We start from the raw sequence: 20,191 nt of genomic DNA on the forward strand, positions 1-20,191 counted from the left end.
ATGGGAGCGGCAGTCTGTATGCTGAAGTGCCTAAGAGGAGCAGTGCCGATTAACGACGGTCGCGGCTACCCATAAAGATGCTTACGTAGTACAATAGTGTAGCTAGGGAGCTAATAGCTGCTACTACGTAGGTCATGGCAGCCCACCACAGTGCGTCCTTTGCCATGGCGTGTTCTTGTGGTGTTACAATACCCCGCTTATCAATCCAGGCAAGAGCCCGCTTTGAAGCATCGAACTCTACAGGCAGGGTTACAAAGGAAAACAAGGTAGTCAGCGAGAATAGCACAATACCCAACCCCAGTGGAATCAGTGTGGTCTTGATCATGAACACGCCGGCTAGTAGAATCCAAGGCATGAACTTAGAAACGGCACTGAGCGCAGGCACCATGGCCGAGCGGAACTGTAGCGCGCTATATGCCGTGGCATGTTGCACTGCGTGGCCGCACTCGTGAGCTGCCACAGCTGCAGCGGCTGCACTACGCTCCTCGTACACGGCCTCACTTAGGTTTACAGTTTTATCGGCGGGGTTGTAGTGGTCAGTTAGTTGACCTTCCGTGCTAATTACCCGAACATCGGTAATGCCGTGGTCGGCAAGCATCAACTCCGCAATTTGCCGACCTGACAGGCCAGACTGTAAACCAATTTGGGCGTACTTGCTGAATTTGCTTTTCAGGCGCCACTGGATCAGCCAGCTTACTACCATTGCCAAGATGACAATGAGGTAGATAGGACTTGAGTTGTAATACATGGTGTGGAGTAGAGAGAGTTAAGTGATGAAGCAACGAACCGAGTAGAAACGTTGACTCGGGTACATCTCCCTCCTCACTTCATTTCTACTTCACTTCGCAGTACGAAGTACTTGCTCAACGATGCGCGTGGTGCTGTACCCAGCTACGAGTGGTACGGTCAGGACCTGCCCGCCGTTTTGTAACACTATTTCGTGGCCTACAATTCCACTGATGGTATAGTCATCCCCCTTAACTAGGACGTTGGGTAATATGGCTTCAATCAGGGTCAAAGGGGTTTGCTCACCGAAGAGAACTACGGCATCCACAAACAAAAGAGAGGCCAAGACCCGTGCCCGTGACACTTCGTCTTGCAAGGGCCGCCCAGGCTTTAAGCAGCTTACCGAAGCATCTGTATTAAGCCCTACAATAAGCCGGTCGCCGAGGTGGCGAGCTTTCTCTAGGTAGTCGACGTGACCTAAGTGTAGGAGGTCAAAGCAGCCGTTAGTAAACACTACTTTTTCGCCTGCCAACTTCCACTCCGCTACCACTGGCAGCAGTTCGGCCAGGGAGCGTATTTTGTCTTTAGTCCACATCTGCTGCTACGGTAAGAACAGGGGCCGGCACTATCCGCCGGGCCACCTTGCCCGATTTGATCATACTGGCCACAAAGCTGATACCACCCATCAAAACGACGAGGAGCGTTTGGGAGCCGTGTACAACTAGTGCGTAAGTAATGCCAGCTTCCTTGCTTACACCATACGCCAGCAGAATGCCCTGCACCATCACGTGGAAAGGACCAATACCGCCCGCTACGGGAGCAGCCATACCAAAGGCACCGAAAGTGAGTACGGCCAAACCCGCCCGCATACCCAAATCGTACGTAGCCGGAAAGCAGAAGAAGGCCAAGTAGTCCATCAGGTAGTATACTGCCCAAGTGAAGAACGTATGGAGCAAAAAGAGCCATTTGTTCTCCATTTTTAGGACGCTAAATACCCCCGATAACACCCCTTTAATAAGTAGCACTACCTTGTTAAACAAAGCATTTTGTCGCAGACGCTCCAAGTTGCGAAACAGGGTATATGCCAAACCAGCCAGTAGTAAGAGGATAATAACCCCGGCAATCAGCAATGGCGTGCGATTACGCTCCAGCGTATCGAGGCGGCCAGCTAGTATCTTATCCGTGACGAAAATCCAGAAGCGGTTGAAGTCGAGCAGCAGCGTGGTTCCTAGTAAGCCTAGCAGTACCAGCACGTCTATCACCCGTTCCGTTACCACGGTACCCAGTGCTACCTGCACAGGCACCTTACTAGTGCGCTGCAACACGGAGCACCGAATCACCTCGCCCATCCTCGGTAGTACCAAGTTCGCCAGGTAGCCTACCATCATCGCATGATACACGTCCCAGTAGGAAGGCGTGTGTCCGGTGGGGGTTATCTGCATTTTCCACCGGTAGGCCCGGCTGAAGTACCCCAGCGCCGACAGTACCATAGTAATTGCCAACCAAGAATAGTCGGCCTCTTTCATCCGCGCCCCAATGTCACTTAGGGGTTGGCCTTGCATGGCATACCCCATCAGCAGCCCCGATACGGACAGCAGCAAGGCATATTTGAGGATAGTCAACAGCTGCTTCACGTGCTCTGCTTGGTGGTTGGATGTGGCTCGGGCTTAAGCCGGGCTAAAGTAACTCGCGATTGGCCTTTGCAGGTAGAGAATTACCCTAGCCGATTATGCTGGTCGGGGAAAATAATAGTGGGTTTGTGCGCCTTCGCTTCGGCAAAGTCAATCAGGGCGTAGGAGATGATGATGACAATGTCGCCAACAGCCACGCGCCGAGCCGCAGGTCCATTCAGGCAAATCATGCCCGAGCCCCGCTCACCTTTGATTGTATAGGTTTCAAAACGCTCTCCATTGTTGATGTTCACAATGGTTACTTTCTCATTTTCCACCATGTTAGCGGCGTCCAGCAGGTCCTCATCAATTGTGATGCTACCTACGTAGTGGAGCTCCGCCTGCGTAACCTTTACACGGTGGATTTTAGACTTAAGAACTTCTATGTGCATGTGAGTAAGAAGCGGGTGGCAGAAAGGCCGTAAAGATACAGAAGCTACACGTGTACCAAGAAGCAACAGCACCAAGGCCAGTGCAGTGCGCAGACCTAACGCCCGAATCTGTTATTTAACACTGAGCGGCTTTTAAAGCGTCACTACCAAGTTATCAATCAAGCGCACCCCGCCCAGGTGGGCAGCTAAGCACAGCGCAACGGTTTTGGTTTCCTGCCATTCCGTCACAGGCTGCAGCGTACGGGCATCCGCCACCTCCAAATATTCTACCTCAATTGCAGGTTCTGCGGCCAAATAATCTAGGGCAGCCTGCCGCGCCTCCTCTGGGGAAACAGCTCGGGCAGTACTACGTTGGGCGGCCAGTTGCAAGGCAGCATACAAACGGGGGGCTACGGCCCGCGCTTCTGCTGACAAACGCCGGTTACGTGATGACATTGCCAGCCCATCGGCTTCGCGCACGGTTGGAAACACCACCAACTCCAAGTCGAACGACAAGTCAGCAATGAGCTGGCGTACAATGGTTACCTGCTGCAAATCTTTTTGTCCGAAGTAGGCTCGGTGAGGGCGGCTCATGTGGAATAGCTTGCTGACTACAGTAGCTACACCATTGAAGTGACCCGGGCGGTGAGTACCCTCCATCACTTGCTCCAGTTTACCAAAGCTAAACTGGAGTACCGTTGATTGAGGATACATTTCCTCTACCGATGGCAAGAACAACGCTGTACATCCTGCCGGAGCTAGCAACTCTGCATCTGCCTCTGGCAGGCGCGGGTACAAGCGAAAATCATCGGGGTTGTTGAACTGGGTAGGATTCACGAAAACACTCACTACTACCACCTCGCACTCTTGAGCGGCAGCACGCACCAGTTGCAAATGCCCTTCGTGCAATGCTCCCATTGTGGGCACTAGTCCAATGCGCTGCCCGGCACGCCGCCATTCTTCCGTGCGGGCTTGCAACGCAGTAGCGGTATTCAGTATCTCCATAGAAGTAAATGGCCTATTCGGCGAGTAGTCGGGTGGGTAGGGTTGAATTTTCCCTCAAAAATGTTTAATTTTGTGCATCCCAAAGTGTTGCCCTCTCCCATTTACACCAACTGACCTAGTATGTCCAAGTTGAGAATACTCTATGCTGCCACGGAAATCAATCCGTTTCTGCAAACGACCAAGGTAGCGGAGTTTTTGCGGCGGCTGCCGCAGGGAATGCAGGAAATGGGGATGGAAATCCGCATTTTCGTGCCCCGGTTCGGCATCATCAACGAGCGTAAAAACCGGCTGCATGAAGTAGTACGTTTGTCAGGCATCAACATTGCCGTTGGCGAAGATGAGAAGCCGCTTATCATCAAAGTGGCGTCCATTCCAAATGCCAAATTGCAGGTATACTTTATCGACAACGAAGATTACTTCCACCGTAAATCGGTGTTGGTAGACAAGAACGACAAGTTCCACGCCGACAACGATGAGCGCGCCATCTTCTTCTGCAAAGGTGTGTTGGAAACAGTAAAGAAACTAGGCTGGGCACCGGATATCGTGCATTGCAACGACTGGATGACAGGCCTGATTCCGATGTACCTGAAGACAACGTACAAGAAAGACCCCATCTTCAAGGACGCTAAATCGGTGTTTACCATCTACAACAATGAGTTCGACCACAAGTTTGAGGGCGACATCATTGAGAAAGCGAAGATGCTGGACATTGACGATGAAATGCTGGCCGCTCTGAAATCAGCCGACTTTGGTGGTTTTATTAAGGTAGGAATGGAGTACTCTGATTCGGTTGTGAAGTCGGACGAAGATTTCAGTGAGAACCTGAATACGCTATTTTCGGAGTACTCGGAGAAAAAACAAATTGGGCAGGTAGGCGCCGATGAAAACCTGCTGACTTCTTACTACGCTCTCTATAATGAACTGGCCAGCTAGTGCCATCCGACTCACGTCGGTTTCTCTATCCGTTGCCGCTTTTCTTGGCCTTGCCACAGGGTGCGAGAAAGCCAACGATTTGGGGTTAGAGCTTCCGGGCACCTCCCCTATCTCAACGCAATACCAAGACATAACCCTGCCCGCTACAACCTCGCGGCAGGCCCCAGTGCAAACAGCACAAGCCTCCCACTTTCTGGTGGGGCGCGTGCGGGATGCTAACGTAGGCACTACGACTGCCCGGGCATTCCTGAATGCACAAATTGGCTCTCCTGACTCGTTGTTGGCAACGAACTTCACGGATGTAAAGCTAGATTCGGTAGTACTGCATCTTGGGTTTAACCAAGTATATGGTACGGCTACCCAGCCTGTCCGTCTAGACTTGTTTCAGCTCCAACAACCTCTTGGTGAGCGCACTGCTTACAACTCTGAATCATCGGTACCGACTAGCACCGCATTGCTATCTGGCTTTGCCGGTTCTTTGAACCGAAACCGTCAGGTAAAGACCCGTACTGCTGCTAGCTCCACTACCGATACTACAACTACCGTAATTACTACTACGGTACCGGATCGGGTAGTGCGCATACCGCTACTTAACTTTCCGCAGACGGCAGCGCTGGCTAATGCATTGTTCTCTGCGCAAAGGGCTACCGGCTTCAATCAGGATAAGATCAACACTATCCTGCGTGGCCTTGCACTTGGTCCTACGGCTGGTTTTCAGGACAATGTCGTGGCATTCAACCGCACCAACGAAACTCGAATCGCCTTTTATTACCAAGGTCGTACGAGAAGCGGAGCGAAGCTACGCCCCATTGTCTACAACATCCTATTCGGCAATGCACCTTCAGCAACAGCAGCGGATGCAAAGTTCTTTACTCAGCTCTCCACCGACTTTAGCGGTACGCGTTTGGCGGCCCTCAATTCTCCTGGAGCGCAGGTAGTGCCTACTTCTGACTTCCCCTACACGTATTTGCAAGAAGGAGTAGCTCTTGGTACACGTATTGAGTTGCAAGGTTTGTCGGCTCTAAAGTCGAATACGAATCGGGTAATTAACCGAGCTGAGTTACTAATTCCCATTCGGCAGTATAGCAACGGGCTATTCCCCTATGCTCCAAATGTATACTTGTACGAAGTAGACAATCAGAACAAGGTATTGGAACGCACGGTAGGTGCTACTACCGCTGAGAGATTAGTACAAGCAGAAGGAACATTGCCCAATAGCAGTGTCCGTATTTCCCCGGCTGGCATTGGGTATCCGGCTAGTGCTACATTCCCCCTCGGGCTAGAGCCGCAGTACTACTCCCTAAACATGACGGAGTATATCCAAGCTTATTTAACCAATAGGCTCAACGGCGACTTACCTAGCGGGCTGCTACTTTCTCCGGTATTACGTAGCAATACCTCGTTAACCCTAAACCGCTCGCTCCTAGACGCAAGCTCTAACGGAGGCATTAAGTTGCGCGTTTACTACTCTACCCTCCAATAAGCTAAACACTGGCTATTACGGCCCATCTGAAAAGGGCGGCACGGCTTTTGCCGTTGCCGCCCGATTTTGCTTTTCCCCAAGAAATTTTCGCTCTGACACAACCTACTTAATATGTGCGGAATTGTCGCTTACATTGGGCACCGTGAGGCCTGCCCTATCATCATCAAAGGCCTGCGTCGCCTAGAGTACCGTGGTTATGACTCGGCAGGGGTAGCTCTACTCAACGGACAGCTTAGCGTATATAAGAAAAAAGGGAAAGTAGCCGAACTAGAGGCCTTTATCTCTGATAAGGATACGCACGCCAATATTGGCATGGGTCATACACGGTGGGCTACCCATGGCGAGCCGAACGACGTAAACGCTCACCCCCACTACTCTACATCGGAGCGCATTGCCATTATCCATAACGGCATCATTGAAAACTATGCGGCCCTGAAGACGCACTTACAGCAGCAAGGGCACGAGTTTCATTCTGATACCGACACGGAAGTTTTCGGTAATCTGATTGAGGAAATTCAGAAGCAGAACCACTGCTCTTTAGAAGAGGCCGTTCGTCTTGCCTTGCATGAGGTAGTAGGCGCTTATGCCATTGTAGTATTGAGCAAAGACGAGCCAAATCAACTTATTGCCGCCCGCAAAGGCTCTCCTCTCGTGATTGGAGTTGGAGAAGGCGAGTTCTTCTTGGCTTCGGATGCTACGCCCATCATCGAGTATACGAACGAGGTAGTATATGTAAATGACTACGAAATCGCAGTAATCCGCGACGGCAAGCTGGACATTCGTACCAAGGAAGACGTACAGCAGACGCCGTATATCCAGAAGCTGGAGTTAGCACTTGATAGCATTGAGAAAGGTGGCTATGAGCATTTCATGCTCAAGGAAATCTTCGAACAGCCTCGTTCTATTCTCGACTCTATGCGGGGCCGCTTGGAGTTGGAAGCTGGCCACCTGAACATGGGAGGTGTGCGGGCCTACGAGCGCAAGTTTATGAACGCCGACCGCATCATTATTGTGGCTTGTGGTACGTCGTGGCATGCGGGCTTGGTAGCAGAGTACTTGCTCGAAGACCTAGCTCGTATTCCGGTAGAAGTAGAATACGCTTCGGAGTTCCGTTACCGAAACCCTATCATCACAGAGCGAGACATCGTAATTGCTATTTCTCAGTCTGGAGAAACGGCTGACACGCTCGCCGCTATTGAGTTAGCGAAGAGCAAGGGAGCTACCATCTTTGGTATCTGCAACGTAGTTGGTAGCAGCATTGCACGTGCTACGGACGCGGGTGCCTACACGCACGCTGGCCCCGAGATTGGCGTAGCCTCTACCAAAGCCTTCACGGCCCAGGTTACCGTGCTCACGATTCTAGCCATGATTGTGGGTCATAAGCGTGGTACGCTCACCGACCTTAGACTGCGGGAGTTGATGGTGGAGCTTGCTACCATCCCGGCCAAAGTGGAGAAAGCGCTGTTGCTGAACACAGAGATTGAGCAGATTTCTGAGATCTTCAAGGATGTTTCCAACTTCCTGTACTTGGGCCGAGGCTACAACTTCCCTGTAGCACTAGAAGGCGCGCTTAAGCTAAAGGAGATTAGCTACATCCACGCAGAGGGCTACCCTGCTGCTGAAATGAAGCACGGTCCTATCGCACTCATCGACGAAAACATGCCGGTGGTTGTTATTGCTACCAAGGATAGCTCGTATGAGAAGGTAGTAAGCAACATTCAGGAGGTAAAGGCACGTAAGGGCCGCATCATTGCCGTAGTTACCGAGGGTGACACCGTAATTCCGCCCATGGCAGAGTTTGTGATTGAGGTACCTGCTACCAGCGAAGCACTAACGCCCCTGGTTTCAGTAGTGCCATTACAGTTGCTCTCCTACCATATTGCGGTTATGCGCGGCTGCAACGTAGACCAGCCCCGTAACTTGGCTAAGTCGGTAACGGTAGAATAATTGATTCCATAGAAAGAAGAAGGCCGTTCTGGTATCCCGGAACGGCCTTCTTCTTTCTATGGAATTCCTATTTTGGGTATACTATACGGCCGGAGAATTTCCTCTTACTTTGGCTTTCTCATTTGCTTTCCTTTAACCTTGCTTCTATGCCCAACACTGTAGTGTATTCCGACCAGGCGCCCGCCCCTATTGGGCCGTATAGCCAAGCCGTACAAGCTGGTGATACCGTGTACGTTTCTGGTCAAATCCCGCTTGACCCTCACTCTGGTCAGTTGGTTGGCGAAGGCGACGTAGCGCAAGAAACGCATCAAGTAATGCGCAACCTACAGGCCGTGCTGCAAGCTGCTGGCCTCACCTTACGGGACGTAGTGAAGTGCAGCATCTTTGTAAAGGACCTCGGCAATTTTGGCCTAATCAACGAAATATACGGCAGCTACTTTGAGGCTGATTATGCTCCGGCCCGCGAAACGGTAGAGGTTAGCCGCTTGCCTAAAGATGTGCAAGTGGAAATTTCCTGTATTGCCGTAGCCCAACACTAGCAAGGTGGCGAACTATACGCTTTCGGGCAGCTAGCTTGCTGCAACAGCAGGTATAGTTCGCCAGCCACTACCTCTATAGCATTCTTATATCACCTATTACCGATGAGAGAGCTAGGTATCTTTCTGTTTTCTGCGGGACTCATAGCTATTGCTGCGCCGCTCCTACTACCGGCTAACTTCCATTTTCCGCTACTAGATTGGATCTATACGTGGGGCTCCACCGTGGCATGGGCTATCAAAGGTGGCGCTACCGTGCTGGGCCTCATTCTGTGGCTGAGCTTCAAAAACCGCGAATAATGCGCCGATCCTCTCCACGTAAAGCAGCCAAGCCATTGCGCAAGCCCGATCAGTTTCCACCGGATAACGTGCTGACGCGGGTATTGCCCCCCACATTAGTAGGCCAGCAGGAGTTTGAGCAATACCACTTTATCGGTTTCGACCTGAGCCAAGCCGATTTGTCGGGGCGCCGTTTTAGTGAGTGCTTGTTTGAGAACTGCAACCTTGCCGGCGCTACGGTGGCCAATACCAGCATGCAGAATGTAGCATTTGATGGCTGCAAGCTGCTAGGTTTGCAGTTTACGGCTTGCCGCGACATGCTCTTCGATGTCCATTTTGACAAGTGTCAGCTAGACTACGCTTCCTTCTGGGGCAAAGTGATGCCGAACACGCGCTTTATAGGCTGCTCGTTGCAAGAGGCTGACTTCACCCGCGCCAACCTCACCGGCGCGCTATTTCAGGAGTGCCACCTGCGCGGAACTGTTTTTAGCCAGACTTCTTTGGTTGGCGCTGATTTTCTGACGGCGCAGGGCGTAGTCCTAGATCCAGAACTAAACGACGTAAAACAAGCGCGTTTCGCCCTGCAGAGCCTGCCAGGCCTGTTAGGAAAGTATGGGCTGGTGATAGAATAACTATCCTTCGCCCTCCCCCGCTAATTAGCTACCTTTGCGGCGCGTTTTTCTATCCCGATAACGCGGCGAACTGACTGTATTATGGAAAGAGAAGTACGGGTGCGTTTTGCGCCCAGCCCCACCGGGCCGCTGCACATTGGCGGCGTGCGCACCGCGCTGTATAACTACCTCCTTGCTCGTAAGCTGGGCGGTAAGATGCTGCTCCGCATTGAAGATACCGACCAAAACCGCTTTGTGCCAGGTGCTGAGGACTATATTCGGCAAAGCCTGGAGTGGGCCGGTATTGAGCTAGATGAAAGCCCTTGGGTAGGAGGCCCGCACGCCCCCTATCGCCAAAGCGAGCGAAAGCCAATGTACATGCAATACGCTCAGCAGCTTATCGACAGCGGCTCGGCCTACTATGCTTTCGACACCCCCGAGGAGCTAGACGCCATGCGGGCCCGCTTGACGGCGGCTAAGGTGCCAAACCCGCAGTACAACAGCATTACCCGGGCGCAAATGCGCAACTCCTTGACCCTCCCGGCTGAGGAAGTAAAGCAGTTGTTAGACAGTGGGGCCCCGTACGTTATTCGGTTGAAAGTACCTCGTAAGGAGGAAGTACGCTTCAACGACTTGATTCGGGGTTGGGTGGTAGTACACTCCTCTTCCATTGACGACAAAGTGCTGATGAAGTCGGATGGTATGCCGACGTATCACCTAGCCAACATCGTGGATGACCATTTGATGGAAATCACCCACGTTATTCGGGGCGAGGAATGGCTGCCGTCGGCTCCCTTACACGTGCTTCTGTACCGCTACCTGGGTTGGGAAGCCACCATGCCGCAGTTTGCCCACTTGCCGCTCTTGCTGAAGCCCGATGGCACTGGTAAACTAAGCAAGCGCGACGGTGACCGTCTTGGCTTTCCCGTATTTCCGCTGGAATGGCACGGTAAGGATGCAGAAACTGGTGCTCCAACCGTGAGCAGTGGCTACCGTGAAAGTGGCTACCTGCCCGAGGCATTCATTAACTTCCTAGCTTTCTTGGGCTGGAATCCCGGCTCTCAGCAGGAATTGTTCACCATGCCCGAGTTGATTGATGCCTTCTCGATTGAGCGCGTGAGCAAGTCGCCAGCCCGCTTCGATCAGAACAAGGTGCGGTGGTACAACGAGCAGTATCTGCGAGCAAAATCTGATACTGAGTTGGCGGGCTACCTCACCGAAAGCCTGCAGGAGCAAGGCCAGGAAGTACCCGCCGATAAGGCCGAGCAAATTGCGGCCCTAGTGAAAGAGCGGGCTACCTTCCCAGCCGACCTAGCCAAGGAAGCTCAGCTGTTCTTCACGCGCCCGACTAGCTATGATGAGCAGGTAATCAGCAAGAAGTGGAATGCTCAGGTAGCCGGTGCGCTGGCCGAGTTTGCCAAGGAGCTGCCAACCAGTGCCGACGCTACCCCCGATGGTATCAAAGCACTGCTTACGCAAGTGCTAGAGCGCCAGGGCATCAAAATTGGGCAGGTACTGCAGGCCTTACGCGTAGCCGTAACTGGCGCCGCCGCTGGCCCCGACCTGATGCACATCATGAGCATCTTGGGCACCCAGGAAACTGCCGAGCGCATTGAAGCGGCTGTAGCGGCCCTGTAGTAGCACCACACAAAAAAGCGAGGTGATAGTCTAGTTACTATCACCTCGCTTTTTTGTGTGGTGCTACTACCTGCCCTGTCCTTTAGCACCGTTGCCAATTCGCTCTAGGGGAGCCGTACTAGGCTTGCCATCGAGCACAGGGTAGTACTACTAACCTTTTGCCAAATCCTAGTTGGAGGTAGCGCCGTATGCAGCAAGATGTGGCCTTAATCATGTATGGCCCTGATAACTAGCAACCGACTACGCTCATGGCCAAAAAACCCGTTAGCCCGAAAAAGAAAAAGAACGACCCCGAGAAGAAAGCCCGGGTGCATAAAGAGTTGGAGGGCTTTGAAATCAAGGTGAATCCGCTGGGTGAAATCACCTCCAACTATTCTATTGAAGACATCAATCAATTTTTAAATCGGCACGTGCGCGATAAGAAACTGGTAGACCGTGCCGGGCAGTTTGGTGAGAAAGACGAAGAGGAAGATTTCCCGTTGGAAGAAGGGGCGCAAGAGCCCGAAGAAACCGACGAGGATTTTATGCGGCGTACTAGCAAGGAAGCCAAGAAAAAAGGGCCCAAGGCCTCGGCCGAAGAGGATACTGAAGAAGAATTGGGAGAGGAAGAGAAATAATTCTTCATCACCTTATGTGGTATTGGTCATGCCAGTACTAGCCATCGGGGCCGAATAGGCTTCACGATGGCTAGTACTGGCATTACTTTTTCATATTTGGCTATACTTGGGACGTTATTCACCCTCTTTCCTCCTCCTTCCCCATGCAGTCCCACGACGTCGATTATAAGATTCTCGGCAACGATATTCAGGTATTAGAAGTAGAGCTAGACCCCAATGAGACAGTAATTGCCGAGGCTGGGGCCATGGTATACATGGACGAGGCTATTGCCTTTGAGACGAAAATGGGAGACGGCTCGGAGCCCGACCAGGGTTTTATGGGCAAGCTGTTTTCGGCAGGCACGCGTCTCATCACAGGTGAGTCGTTGTTTATGACTCATTTTACTCACCGGGGCAGCTACGGTAAAAGCCGAGTTGCCTTTTCAGCACCCTACCCAGGTACTATCATCCCACTAGACCTGCGCACCTTGCCCCAGGGCCTCATTGTGCAGAAAGATGGTTTCCTAGCGGCAGCTCGGGGTACTAAAATCAGCTTGCACTTCAACCAGAAGCTAGGAGCAGGACTTTTTGCCGGTGAGGGGTTCATTTTGCAGAAGCTCACGGGCGACGGAAAAGCCTTTATTCATGCGGGCGGCACCATCATTGAGAAGCGCCTGAACAACGAACTACTGCGCGTAGACACTGGCTGCGTAGTTGCCTTCGAGCCCGGTATCGACTTCAGTATTGCCCGGGCTGGCGGCTTGAAGTCCATGATTTTTGGGGGCGAAGGCCTACTCCTAGCCACGCTTCGCGGTACCGGGCGCGTGTGGTTACAGTCGATGCCCGTGAAGAAACTTATTCAAGCCCTGGCGCCTACCGGTGGCAATGCCCGCAAGGAAAGCGGCGGCGTACTTGGCAATCTGATGGGTGGCATCTTAGACGAGTAGGAAAATCCTTGCTCCCTAGCAAAACGGCCGGCTCTGCATACATGCGAAGCCGGCCATTTTGCTAGGGAGCACTGCCCACGAGTATACTGTTTACTGAGGCGTAGTACGCTGCAGTATTCCACGCACGTAATACTCAGATGGTATCTGCTGGCCGTTTTCAGCGTAGCGTTTCCACTCTCCTTGCCAGTAAAAATGCGCTCCATCAGGCTCAGCCCGGTATCGAGCCATTCCCTGCTTGGCCCGACGACCGTTGGGATGGTAATAGGTCATGGAAACAAGGCCTACTGGTCGATGGTGAAACCGCTCCACATGGTCTAGCTCACCCGTTGGGGTATAGTAGCGCCAGCGCCCGACCGGCAATCCGTGTTTGTACTTGCCCTGATTGGCAGTTTTTGTTTCTGCCATATCGAAATACTCCCGCCAGCGGCCGTGCCGATGGCCCGCGGGGTCTAAACGGTTTGCAGGACGCCGAGCCACCAAGCCACCACTCGTGCAGGAGGCAAGTAGTAAGGACACTACCGCCGCTATTACAGGCTGTTGGAGCAAATTAAGGCGTATACACGTATGGTAGCACATCGGATACTGGGTTAGCAGATGACAGCTACGGAAGGTATAACTATTTTTTTAGTTCATCAAGGATTTCCTCTACGAGCTCCCGTGAGTTACTCAAGCGCGGCACCTTGTGTTGCCCACCCAACTTGCCTTTGCGAGCTAGCCACCGCTCGAAAGTGCCCGGCGGGGCTACCGTCAGCAGAGGGGGCGTAAGGGCTAGGTCGCGGTGGCGTTTGGCGTCGTAATCGGAGTTGAGTTGGCGCAGCGTATGATCGAGGACGGCGGTGAACTGGGCCGTGTCCTGCGGGGCTTGCACAAACTCCAGTATCCACTGGTGCCCGCCCCGGGAAGCCCCATCGTGAGCAGTAAAGTACACGGGAGCGGCCGTGAAGTCGCGGACGGTAGCGCCGGTAGCTTGGCAGGCGGCTGCAATGGCAGCATCGGCATTTTCTACTACCACTTCTTCCCCGAAAGCATTCAGAAAGTGCTTGGTGCGGCCGGATATTCGGATGCGGCAAGGCGCCAAGCTGGTGAAGCGCACGGTATCACCAATCTTATAGCGCCACAGGCCAGCATTGGTACTGATAATGACTGCGTAGGTGCGGCCAAGCTCTACCTGATCGAGGCCAACTGCCTGGGGCTCGGTGGCTTCCCACTGGTCGGCAGGCAAGAATTCGTAGTAGATGCCATGATCTAGCAGCAGGAGCAGGTCCTCGGAGTTGGGCTCGTCCTGCACCGCCAAGTAGCCCTCCGAGGCATTATACACCTCCAAGTAGTGCATCTGGTCGGAAGGAATGAGTTGGCGAAACAGTTCCCGGTAGGGCCCGAAAGCGACGGCGCCGTGCAGAAACAGCCCCAAACGGGGCCATACGTCCAGAATGGTAGTGGCTCCCGCCAGCTCCACCACTCGGCGCAGTAGCACAATCATCCAGGTAGGCACCCCTGCCAGCACGCGCACATCCGCTGTCAGCACATGGTCGGCAATGCGCGCAATCTTTTCCTCCCATTCATCCAGCAGGGCTAACTCAAGTGGCGGAGTACGCACAAACTCCGCCCAAGCAGGCAGGTTTTGCATGATTACGGCCGATACGTCGCCGACCCGGGAGCCCGTAGTAGCCGGTCGAAACGGGTTGGGGCTGTGGGTACCACCCAGCGAAAGCGTTTTGCCACCTAAAATGTCCACCTCGGGGTAGTGCAGCGTTGCCAGGGCTGTCATGTCGCGGCCAGCGCGGTAGTTGCAGTCGTGCAACGACTCGCGGGTGACAGGAATGAACTTGCTGCGGGCGTTGGTGGTGCCGCTGCTCTTGGCGAACCACTGCACCGTGCCGGGCCACAGCACGTTGGCCTCCCCACGTAGTACGCGCTCAATCTCCGGGTACAGGTCCTCGTAGCTGCTAATGGGTAGGCGCTGAGCAAACTCCTGAGCCGAGGGAGCATCTGCGAATCCGTACCGACGACCCCACTCTGTTCCTCGCGCCGTGTGCAACAAGTCAGCCCGGACGCGCTGCTGTACATCATGCGGATTGTCGCGGAAGTGAGCAATGCTGGCAAGACGTCGCTGCAAGGCCCAGGTCAGAACGGTGCTGATCACAAGGAAGGACTAAGGGAGATGAAAAAGGAACGGAAAGAGGTCTTCTGTACCTGTGGCAGGCCGGGAAAGTTACCGGAAATAGCCGTAGTGGCTATACCCAGCCGGCAAAGAGGGCGGAGCTTGCGGTAGCTTATAAGCCCCCAAGTTCCGCCCTCTTTGCCAGCTAGTAATGCTACGTACTAATAGCTAAATTTTTCGCTTCAACTCGAAATGCTTACCCAAGTATACACGCCGCACCATTTCATCGGCGGCCAGCTCTTCGGCGGTGCCAGCCTTAAGCAGCTTACCCTCAAATAGCAGGTAGGCCCGGTCTACGATGCTAAGGGTTTCATTCACGTTGTGGTCGGTGATGAGGATGCCTATGTTTTTATGCTTGAGTTTGGCCACAATACCCTGAATTTCCTCTACGGCAATGGGGTCTACGCCGGCGAAGGGCTCATCTAGCAACACAAATTTGGGGTCTACGGCTAGGGCACGAGCAATTTCAGTGCGTCGCCGCTCTCCCCCGCTTAGTACCCGGCCCAAGTTTTTGCGCACGTGCGTTAGGCTGAACTCGTTGAGGAGCTCTTCTACCTTGTCCAGCTGAGCCTGCTTAGGCATGTCCGTCATTTCCAGCACCGACAGCACGTTTTCCTCCACTGTCAGGTCTCGAAAGACAGAAGCTTCCTGGGCAAGATAGCCAATACCGAGGCGGGCCCGCTGGTAGATGGGCAGCTTGGTAATATCCTTATCATCGAGGAAAATACGGCCTTCATTGGGCTTAACCATGCCCACCGTCATGTAAAACGAAGTGGTTTTGCCCGCGCCGTTGGGACCCAGCAACCCCACAATCTCGCCTTGCTCAACATGCAGCGACATGTCGTTCACCACGGTGCGTGACTTGTATTTTTTGATTAGGTGTTCAGCGCGTAAAATCATCGGTAGCAAAGATAAGGACAGGTAAGCGCTAGTATCATGACACAGGGAAGGCACCCGGACCACGAACGGGGGTAGCAGTACCGCCGCCCCCTTCCGCAGACAACTAACCGAAGTGCTACCCTTTCAGTAGCCCATCGCGCAATGCCTGCTGGGCCGGCGTGGGTGCGGGAGCTGCTTCTACCAGGTTTTTCACTTCTACGTCGAACTCCCGGGGGGTAGCTGTGCGCTCCTGCTCTGGGGTGTTTTCGTGGCGGAATTTTACGCGTACCGGTTCGGTATTCTGGGGCTCTACCAATGGGCGTAGCAGCTTCTCGGCGTTTTGCATGGTTACGGTCTGCCCGTTTATGGCCACTATCACGTCGCCTTCTTGCAGGCCGAATGCGTTTTCCTCCGCCTTGGTCTTCACGGCCCGGAACTGATTTTTTTCTTGGTCGTACGCAAAGCCAATGTTGCCGAAGGCTTTCACTTTGGTTTGAGCCACGGGCGCATACGTCCACCCTATTTTTCCGAAGTACTCGGCTAGCGGCAAGGGCTTGCCACCAATTACGTACTGATCAAAGAATGCTTGCAGCTGCGGATTGGTCAGCGCCACAATTTCAGGGATAAGCTGGTTGTCCTCAAACGAGCGGTCGGGCCCGTACTTTTCTCGTAGCGCAAGCAACACGTCGCGCAAGGTTTGGCGGCCCTGGCTTAGCTCCCGAATCCGAATATCCAGCAGGAGCCCAATGAGGGCACCTTTGTCGTACACGTTTTGGTACATGTCTTTGTAAGGAGCCTCCAGAATGCGGCGGCTCATCTCCGTAAACGACACATCCTTGTACTGCTGAGAGTTGTCGATTTTGGCTTTCATGCGGCTGCGAAACTCATCGGGGCTGATGAGGCCGCCGCGCACCTGCACCAGCTGCGACACGTACTCGGTTACGCCTTCGTAGAGCCACAAGTGCTGCGACATCTGTGGGTTTCGGAAGTCAAACTCGCCAATCTCGCGGCTGTGGATGTTGAGCGGGGCCAGCATGTGCAGAAATTCATGCGAGGCTACTTCGAGCACCAAGCTGCGCATACGGTCCTGGTCCGGAAATTCAGGTAGGAAGTATAGGGAAGAGTAGCTGTGCTCCATGGCCCCGTAACCGCCGCTCATGCTCACCAGAGGCGAGTTGAGGCTGGGAAAGTACATTAAGAACTGGTAGCGGGGCACCGGCATCTTACCGAAAAACTTCGTCAGGGCTTCGGCCATGGGGCGCAGCATTTCACTTACCTGAGTAGCCTTCACCACACCGCCTTCCGACATAACGGCCACGCCAATGCGCGCTCCTCCCGTGCTGAAGCTAGCCGTATCGGGCTTGCTGTACAAGATGGGGCCATCGGCAAGGGTAACGTAGCTGTTGGCCGTGAAAACATCCTTGGTGGCCGACTCCCGGCGTACGTTGAGGGCGGAGGCCCCGTAGAGTTCGGCGGGCTTCTGCACGCTTACCTGGTAGGGCTGCATCTTGTAGCCTTCGAGGTAGCCGTAGAAACCGTAGTGGTTAATGGTAAAGTTGCGGCCCGCATCAATATTGGTACCACCGGGCTGGAAGATAAACGAGTCGTCTTGTTTGGCGTCCCAAGTGTCGTCTACCAAGTACTCTAAGCGCGCCAAGTTTTGGGCTTTGTCGATGACGAACAAGTTAGGCCCATTGTTCTTCACCTTCAGTGACTTGCCTTTCTTATCGTACGCCTTAAAGCTTGTAACGAAGCGTCCGTAGTCTTTCTTGGAGTAGGAGCCAGGTACTACTGAGGGCATCACGTACGTAACCTGCTCCTCCTTCACGGGCGGCGTATTTACTACTACTCGTACGCGGTCATTCTGCACATGCTGCAAATCAAGAGCAATCTGATAGCCGGGTCCGGCTTGCTGGGCTACTACCGGCGCAGTGCCAGCTAATATCAGCCCAAGGGCCAGATAACGCGTTTTCATCAAGAAAATATAAATAAGTTAGACAACAGCCTAAACGCTGCTGCAAGGTACACATTGCCTACGCGTGGTTATTGCTCTAGCTCAACGATGACAACCTATGGCCTACTACCAGGGTACACAAACACCTAGCCCTAACGTAGGGCCCTGCTACTTCCTTCCCCTTCCTTCATGCCTCAGTACAGAAAGATAAGCCGCTACGTGCTAGCCGGGCTGTTTACTTTCGCGGGTATCGTGCATTTTCTTTCCCCAGAAATGTTTGTGCGTATCGTTCCTCCTTACCTGCCGGCCCCTCTCCTGCTAGTGTATGTGAGCGGGATGGCTGAAATTGCCGGCGGGTTGGGACTGCTTGTGCCGACTACGCGCCGCATGACTTCTTGGGGCCTTATTCTGCTACTAGTAGCCGTGTTTCCGGCCAATGTATACATGCTCCAATCCTATGAAGGCAGGGGGCTACTCCCAGTTTGGGCTTTGTGGCTGCGCCTCCCCTTGCAAGTAGTCCTTGTTGCCTGGGCGTGGTGGATCCGGAAGGAATAAATGATAGCGTTTGCTGCTGCGTGCCTAACAAGACCCTCGCCGTCTTCTAATCTTCTACTCCCAGCGAATGTCTTTCACGCGAAGCTGTAAGTTCTTCACTCCTCGGAATTCGTTCATTTCTACCGTGTAGCACACCTGAAATGGCTCGCCGCGCAGAATTCGCTCGTGGTACTCGCCTAGTCCGAAACCAATGGCGTCTACCGTATGACGGCCGTCCTGGGTAAGGGTCAACTTCAAGTGCGAGTTGCCGACAATCCGGGCCGAATCGGGAGTAGCGTACACCTTATCCGACATAAACACAGGATTGGAATTGCCCGGCCCGAACGGTTCCATCTGATGGAGCAGGTTGAAGAAGCTGGGCGTAATATCCTGCAGTGCCAGCACTTGATCGATTTCAACTGGGGGAATCAGTTGCTCCGGCAAAATGCGGCCTGCTACAATGCGCTCAAACTTCTCGCGGAAGGCCGGCACGTTTTCCACGGGTAGCGTAAGGCCTGCCGCATACATGTGGCCGCCAAACTGGTCTAGCAAGTCAGAACACTCTTCGATGGCCTGGTGCACATCGAACCCGACTACTGAACGGGCCGAGCCAGTAGCCTTCCCGTTGCTTTCCGTCAGAATGATGGTAGGGCGGTAGTACTTATCAAGGCAGCGCGACGCTACAATGCCTACTACGCCCTTGTGCCAGTCCTGCTTGAAGAGCACGGTAGTACTAGCCGTGCGGAGCAAGGCATCTTGCTCAATCATCTCCAAGGCTTCCTTGGTAATGCTGGTATCAAAGCCGCGGCGCTCCTGATTGGTTTTGTCTACTACGCCAGCTTTGTCTTTTGCTTCAGCCGTAGTTTCGGCCAAAATCATAGCCACGGAACGCTTGGCGTCTCCCATGCGGCCCGCCGCATTGATGCGGGGCGCGAAGCCAAAGACCAGGCTACTGATGTTCAGTTCGGCGTTTTGGATGCCCGCCAACTCACGCAGCGCATCGAGGCCGGGGCGCTGGGGGCGCTGCCGGTCATTCAACAAGCGTAAGCCGTGGTAAGCCAATGTGCGGTTCTCACCGGTAATAGGCACAATATCGGCGGCAATGCTGACAGCCACCAGGTCTAGCAGCTCATACAGCGGTTCCTCGGGTAAGCCTTGGTGCTGGGTGAAAGCCTGCATGAGTTTGAATCCTACTCCGCAACCAGAAAGCTCCTTGTAGGGATAAGGACAGTCGGCCCGCTTGGGGTCGAGAACGGCTACGGCCTCCGGCAAATCGGCGCCGGGCAAGTGGTGGTCACAGATGATAAAATCGATGCCGCACTGGTTGGCGTAAGCTACCTTTTCCACGGCTTTTACTCCGCAGTCGAGCGCAATAATGAGCTGGTAGCTATTGTCTACCGCGAAATCAATACCGGCTTCTGAAACCCCATACCCTTCCTTGTACCGGTCAGGAATATAGTAGTCGATGCGGGAAGGGCCGAAAAACTCGCGCAGGTAACTAAAAACCAGGGCAACGGAGGTAGTACCATCCACGTCGTAATCACCAAATACCAGTACTCGCTCCCCCAAATGCAGCGCCCGCACTAGGCGGTCCACGGCGCGGTCCATATCGCGCATCAGCATAGGGTTGGGGAGGGTAGCCAGGGCTGGCCGGAAATATGCGCGGGCTTCCTCAAAGCTGCAAACTTTGCGCTGGCAGAGCAGGCCGATGACAGCCTCGTTGACGCGCAAGGCGTCGGCCAAATGCCGTACTTGTTCAGCGTCGGGCGCGGGCTTGCGAATCCATCGTTTTTCCATATTCTGCCAGAACCCATACTGGGCTATACCTTCAAAAGTACGAAGAAAAACCGCGTTTTCGGCTCCCTTTTTCCATCAGCTAGTGCGGATGTTGTAGCTTTGAAACGGACAGTTTAGGACGCAA

At 53.6% G+C, this 20,191-nt stretch carries 20 protein-coding genes; 10 read left to right on the forward strand and 10 right to left on the reverse strand.

The features are described from left to right. Positions 1-49: 49 nt before the first annotated feature. From CHB83_RS07260 to panC, 5 genes are all read right to left on the reverse strand, one after another. Positions 50-748 carry a zinc metallopeptidase gene (locus CHB83_RS07260; protein WP_045689042.1) on the reverse strand — a complete coding sequence of 233 codons (699 nt, stop codon included), beginning with the start codon at positions 746-748 and terminating at the stop codon, positions 50-52. A gap of 90 nt (positions 749-838) precedes the next feature. Continuing rightward, positions 839-1,321: a D-glycero-beta-D-manno-heptose 1-phosphate adenylyltransferase gene (gene rfaE2, locus CHB83_RS07265; RefSeq protein WP_045689043.1), complete on the reverse strand. Its 483-nt coding sequence runs from the start codon at positions 1,319-1,321 to the stop codon at positions 839-841. Further along, positions 1,311-2,360: a lysylphosphatidylglycerol synthase transmembrane domain-containing protein gene (locus CHB83_RS07270; protein ID WP_052695302.1), complete on the reverse strand. Its 1,050-nt coding sequence runs from the start codon at positions 2,358-2,360 to the stop codon at positions 1,311-1,313. Before CHB83_RS07270 ends, rfaE2 begins: the two co-directional genes overlap by 11 nt. Positions 2,361-2,440: 80 nt before the next feature. Next, on the reverse strand, positions 2,441-2,788 hold the full coding sequence (gene panD / locus CHB83_RS07275; protein WP_045689044.1) for an aspartate 1-decarboxylase: 348 nt from the start codon (positions 2,786-2,788) through the stop codon (positions 2,441-2,443). Positions 2,789-2,920: 132 nt separating this feature from the next. Next, positions 2,921-3,772 carry a pantoate--beta-alanine ligase gene (panC, locus tag CHB83_RS07280; protein ID WP_045689045.1) on the reverse strand — a complete coding sequence of 284 codons (852 nt, stop codon included), beginning with the start codon at positions 3,770-3,772 and terminating at the stop codon, positions 2,921-2,923. Positions 3,773-3,892: 120 nt separating this feature from the next. On the opposite strand from panC, the gene CHB83_RS07285 reads away from it, so the two are divergent. The 9 genes from CHB83_RS07285 to CHB83_RS07320 all read left to right on the forward strand — a co-directional run bounded on the left by CHB83_RS07285 (position 3,893) and on the right by CHB83_RS07320 (position 12,742). Then, on the forward strand, positions 3,893-4,705 hold the full coding sequence (locus CHB83_RS07285) for a glycogen/starch synthase (RefSeq protein ID WP_045689046.1): 813 nt from the start codon (positions 3,893-3,895) through the stop codon (positions 4,703-4,705). Further along, entirely contained in the window at positions 4,689-6,188 is a 1,500-nt protein-coding gene (locus CHB83_RS07290) for a DUF4270 family protein (protein WP_045689047.1), read from the forward strand. The genes CHB83_RS07285 and CHB83_RS07290 overlap by 17 nt, the downstream gene beginning before the upstream one ends. A 111-nt stretch (positions 6,189-6,299) precedes the next feature. After that, positions 6,300-8,135, forward strand: coding sequence for a glutamine--fructose-6-phosphate transaminase (isomerizing) (glmS, locus tag CHB83_RS07295; RefSeq protein WP_045689048.1), 1,836 nt, complete (start codon positions 6,300-6,302; stop codon positions 8,133-8,135). Positions 8,136-8,281: 146 nt separating this feature from the next. Next, entirely contained in the window at positions 8,282-8,674 is a 393-nt protein-coding gene (locus CHB83_RS07300) for a RidA family protein (protein ID WP_045689869.1), read from the forward strand. A gap of 102 nt (positions 8,675-8,776) precedes the next feature. Continuing rightward, positions 8,777-8,971, forward strand: a complete 195-nt coding sequence (locus tag CHB83_RS23490) for a hypothetical protein (protein ID WP_143437034.1) — start codon at positions 8,777-8,779, stop codon at positions 8,969-8,971. Further along, positions 8,971-9,582, forward strand: coding sequence for a pentapeptide repeat-containing protein (locus CHB83_RS07305; protein WP_052695460.1), 612 nt, complete (start codon positions 8,971-8,973; stop codon positions 9,580-9,582). Before CHB83_RS23490 ends, CHB83_RS07305 begins: the two co-directional genes overlap by 1 nt. Before the next feature lie 81 nt (positions 9,583-9,663). After that, the gene (gene gltX, locus CHB83_RS07310) at positions 9,664-11,199 is read left to right on the forward strand and encodes a glutamate--tRNA ligase (protein WP_089332160.1); all 1,536 of its coding nucleotides are present in this window, start codon (positions 9,664-9,666) and stop codon (positions 11,197-11,199) included. Positions 11,200-11,447: 248 nt separating this feature from the next. After that, the gene (locus CHB83_RS07315) at positions 11,448-11,816 is read left to right on the forward strand and encodes a hypothetical protein (protein ID WP_055562664.1); all 369 of its coding nucleotides are present in this window, start codon (positions 11,448-11,450) and stop codon (positions 11,814-11,816) included. A gap of 143 nt (positions 11,817-11,959) precedes the next feature. Further along, on the forward strand, positions 11,960-12,742 hold the full coding sequence (locus CHB83_RS07320; RefSeq protein WP_045689872.1) for a TIGR00266 family protein: 783 nt from the start codon (positions 11,960-11,962) through the stop codon (positions 12,740-12,742). Between the two features lie 90 nt (positions 12,743-12,832). Here the strand turns inward: CHB83_RS07320 and CHB83_RS07325 are convergent, their stop codons facing one another. The 4 genes from CHB83_RS07325 to CHB83_RS07340 form a co-directional block, all read right to left on the reverse strand. Beyond that, complete coding sequence (locus CHB83_RS07325) at positions 12,833-13,258, reverse strand: toxin-antitoxin system YwqK family antitoxin (protein ID WP_179225480.1); 426 nt, start codon at positions 13,256-13,258, stop codon at positions 12,833-12,835. Positions 13,259-13,358: 100 nt separating this feature from the next. Next, the gene (locus CHB83_RS07330; protein WP_089332162.1) at positions 13,359-14,885 is read right to left on the reverse strand and encodes a GH3 auxin-responsive promoter family protein; all 1,527 of its coding nucleotides are present in this window, start codon (positions 14,883-14,885) and stop codon (positions 13,359-13,361) included. A gap of 186 nt (positions 14,886-15,071) precedes the next feature. Then, positions 15,072-15,803: an LPS export ABC transporter ATP-binding protein gene (gene lptB, locus CHB83_RS07335; RefSeq protein WP_045689874.1), complete on the reverse strand. Its 732-nt coding sequence runs from the start codon at positions 15,801-15,803 to the stop codon at positions 15,072-15,074. Between the two features lie 115 nt (positions 15,804-15,918). Beyond that, complete coding sequence (locus tag CHB83_RS07340; RefSeq protein ID WP_089332163.1) at positions 15,919-17,757, reverse strand: M61 family metallopeptidase; 1,839 nt, start codon at positions 17,755-17,757, stop codon at positions 15,919-15,921. Positions 17,758-17,925: 168 nt separating this feature from the next. Between CHB83_RS07340 and CHB83_RS07345 the strand changes: the two genes are divergently transcribed. Further along, complete coding sequence (locus CHB83_RS07345; protein WP_089332164.1) at positions 17,926-18,291, forward strand: DoxX family protein; 366 nt, start codon at positions 17,926-17,928, stop codon at positions 18,289-18,291. Between the two features lie 54 nt (positions 18,292-18,345). On the opposite strand, the gene recJ is transcribed toward CHB83_RS07345, so the two are convergent. Then, entirely contained in the window at positions 18,346-20,067 is a 1,722-nt protein-coding gene (recJ, locus tag CHB83_RS07350; protein ID WP_045689877.1) for a single-stranded-DNA-specific exonuclease RecJ, read from the reverse strand. Positions 20,068-20,191 lie beyond the last annotated feature (124 nt).

Origin of the sequence: Hymenobacter mucosus (assembly GCF_900188255.1) — a bacterium.
Lineage (GTDB): Bacteria > Bacteroidota > Bacteroidia > Cytophagales > Hymenobacteraceae > Hymenobacter > Hymenobacter mucosus.

What these genes read in the sequence shown, in the direction of transcription:
- CHB83_RS07260 (WP_045689042.1), bottom strand. Translation starts at nt 748, where the DNA reads ATGTATTACAACTCAAGTCCTATCTACCTCATTGTCATCTTGGCAATG.
- rfaE2 (WP_045689043.1), bottom strand. Translation starts at nt 1,321, where the DNA reads ATGTGGACTAAAGACAAAATACGCTCCCTGGCCGAACTGCTGCCAGTG.
- panD (WP_045689044.1), bottom strand. Translation starts at nt 2,788, where the DNA reads ATGCACATAGAAGTTCTTAAGTCTAAAATCCACCGTGTAAAGGTTACG.
- panC (WP_045689045.1), bottom strand. Translation starts at nt 3,772, where the DNA reads ATGGAGATACTGAATACCGCTACTGCGTTGCAAGCCCGCACGGAAGAA.
- CHB83_RS07285 (WP_045689046.1), top strand. Translation starts at nt 3,893, where the DNA reads ATGTCCAAGTTGAGAATACTCTATGCTGCCACGGAAATCAATCCGTTT.
- CHB83_RS07290 (WP_045689047.1), top strand. Translation starts at nt 4,689, where the DNA reads ATGAACTGGCCAGCTAGTGCCATCCGACTCACGTCGGTTTCTCTATCC.
- glmS (WP_045689048.1), top strand. Translation starts at nt 6,300, where the DNA reads ATGTGCGGAATTGTCGCTTACATTGGGCACCGTGAGGCCTGCCCTATC.
- CHB83_RS07300 (WP_045689869.1), top strand. Translation starts at nt 8,282, where the DNA reads ATGCCCAACACTGTAGTGTATTCCGACCAGGCGCCCGCCCCTATTGGG.
- CHB83_RS23490 (WP_143437034.1), top strand. Translation starts at nt 8,777, where the DNA reads ATGAGAGAGCTAGGTATCTTTCTGTTTTCTGCGGGACTCATAGCTATT.
- CHB83_RS07305 (WP_052695460.1), top strand. Translation starts at nt 8,971, where the DNA reads ATGCGCCGATCCTCTCCACGTAAAGCAGCCAAGCCATTGCGCAAGCCC.
- gltX (WP_089332160.1), top strand. Translation starts at nt 9,664, where the DNA reads ATGGAAAGAGAAGTACGGGTGCGTTTTGCGCCCAGCCCCACCGGGCCG.
- CHB83_RS07315 (WP_055562664.1), top strand. Translation starts at nt 11,448, where the DNA reads ATGGCCAAAAAACCCGTTAGCCCGAAAAAGAAAAAGAACGACCCCGAG.
- CHB83_RS07320 (WP_045689872.1), top strand. Translation starts at nt 11,960, where the DNA reads ATGCAGTCCCACGACGTCGATTATAAGATTCTCGGCAACGATATTCAG.
- lptB (WP_045689874.1), bottom strand. Translation starts at nt 15,803, where the DNA reads ATGATTTTACGCGCTGAACACCTAATCAAAAAATACAAGTCACGCACC.
- CHB83_RS07340 (WP_089332163.1), bottom strand. Translation starts at nt 17,757, where the DNA reads ATGAAAACGCGTTATCTGGCCCTTGGGCTGATATTAGCTGGCACTGCG.
- CHB83_RS07345 (WP_089332164.1), top strand. Translation starts at nt 17,926, where the DNA reads ATGCCTCAGTACAGAAAGATAAGCCGCTACGTGCTAGCCGGGCTGTTT.
- recJ (WP_045689877.1), bottom strand. Translation starts at nt 20,067, where the DNA reads ATGGAAAAACGATGGATTCGCAAGCCCGCGCCCGACGCTGAACAAGTA.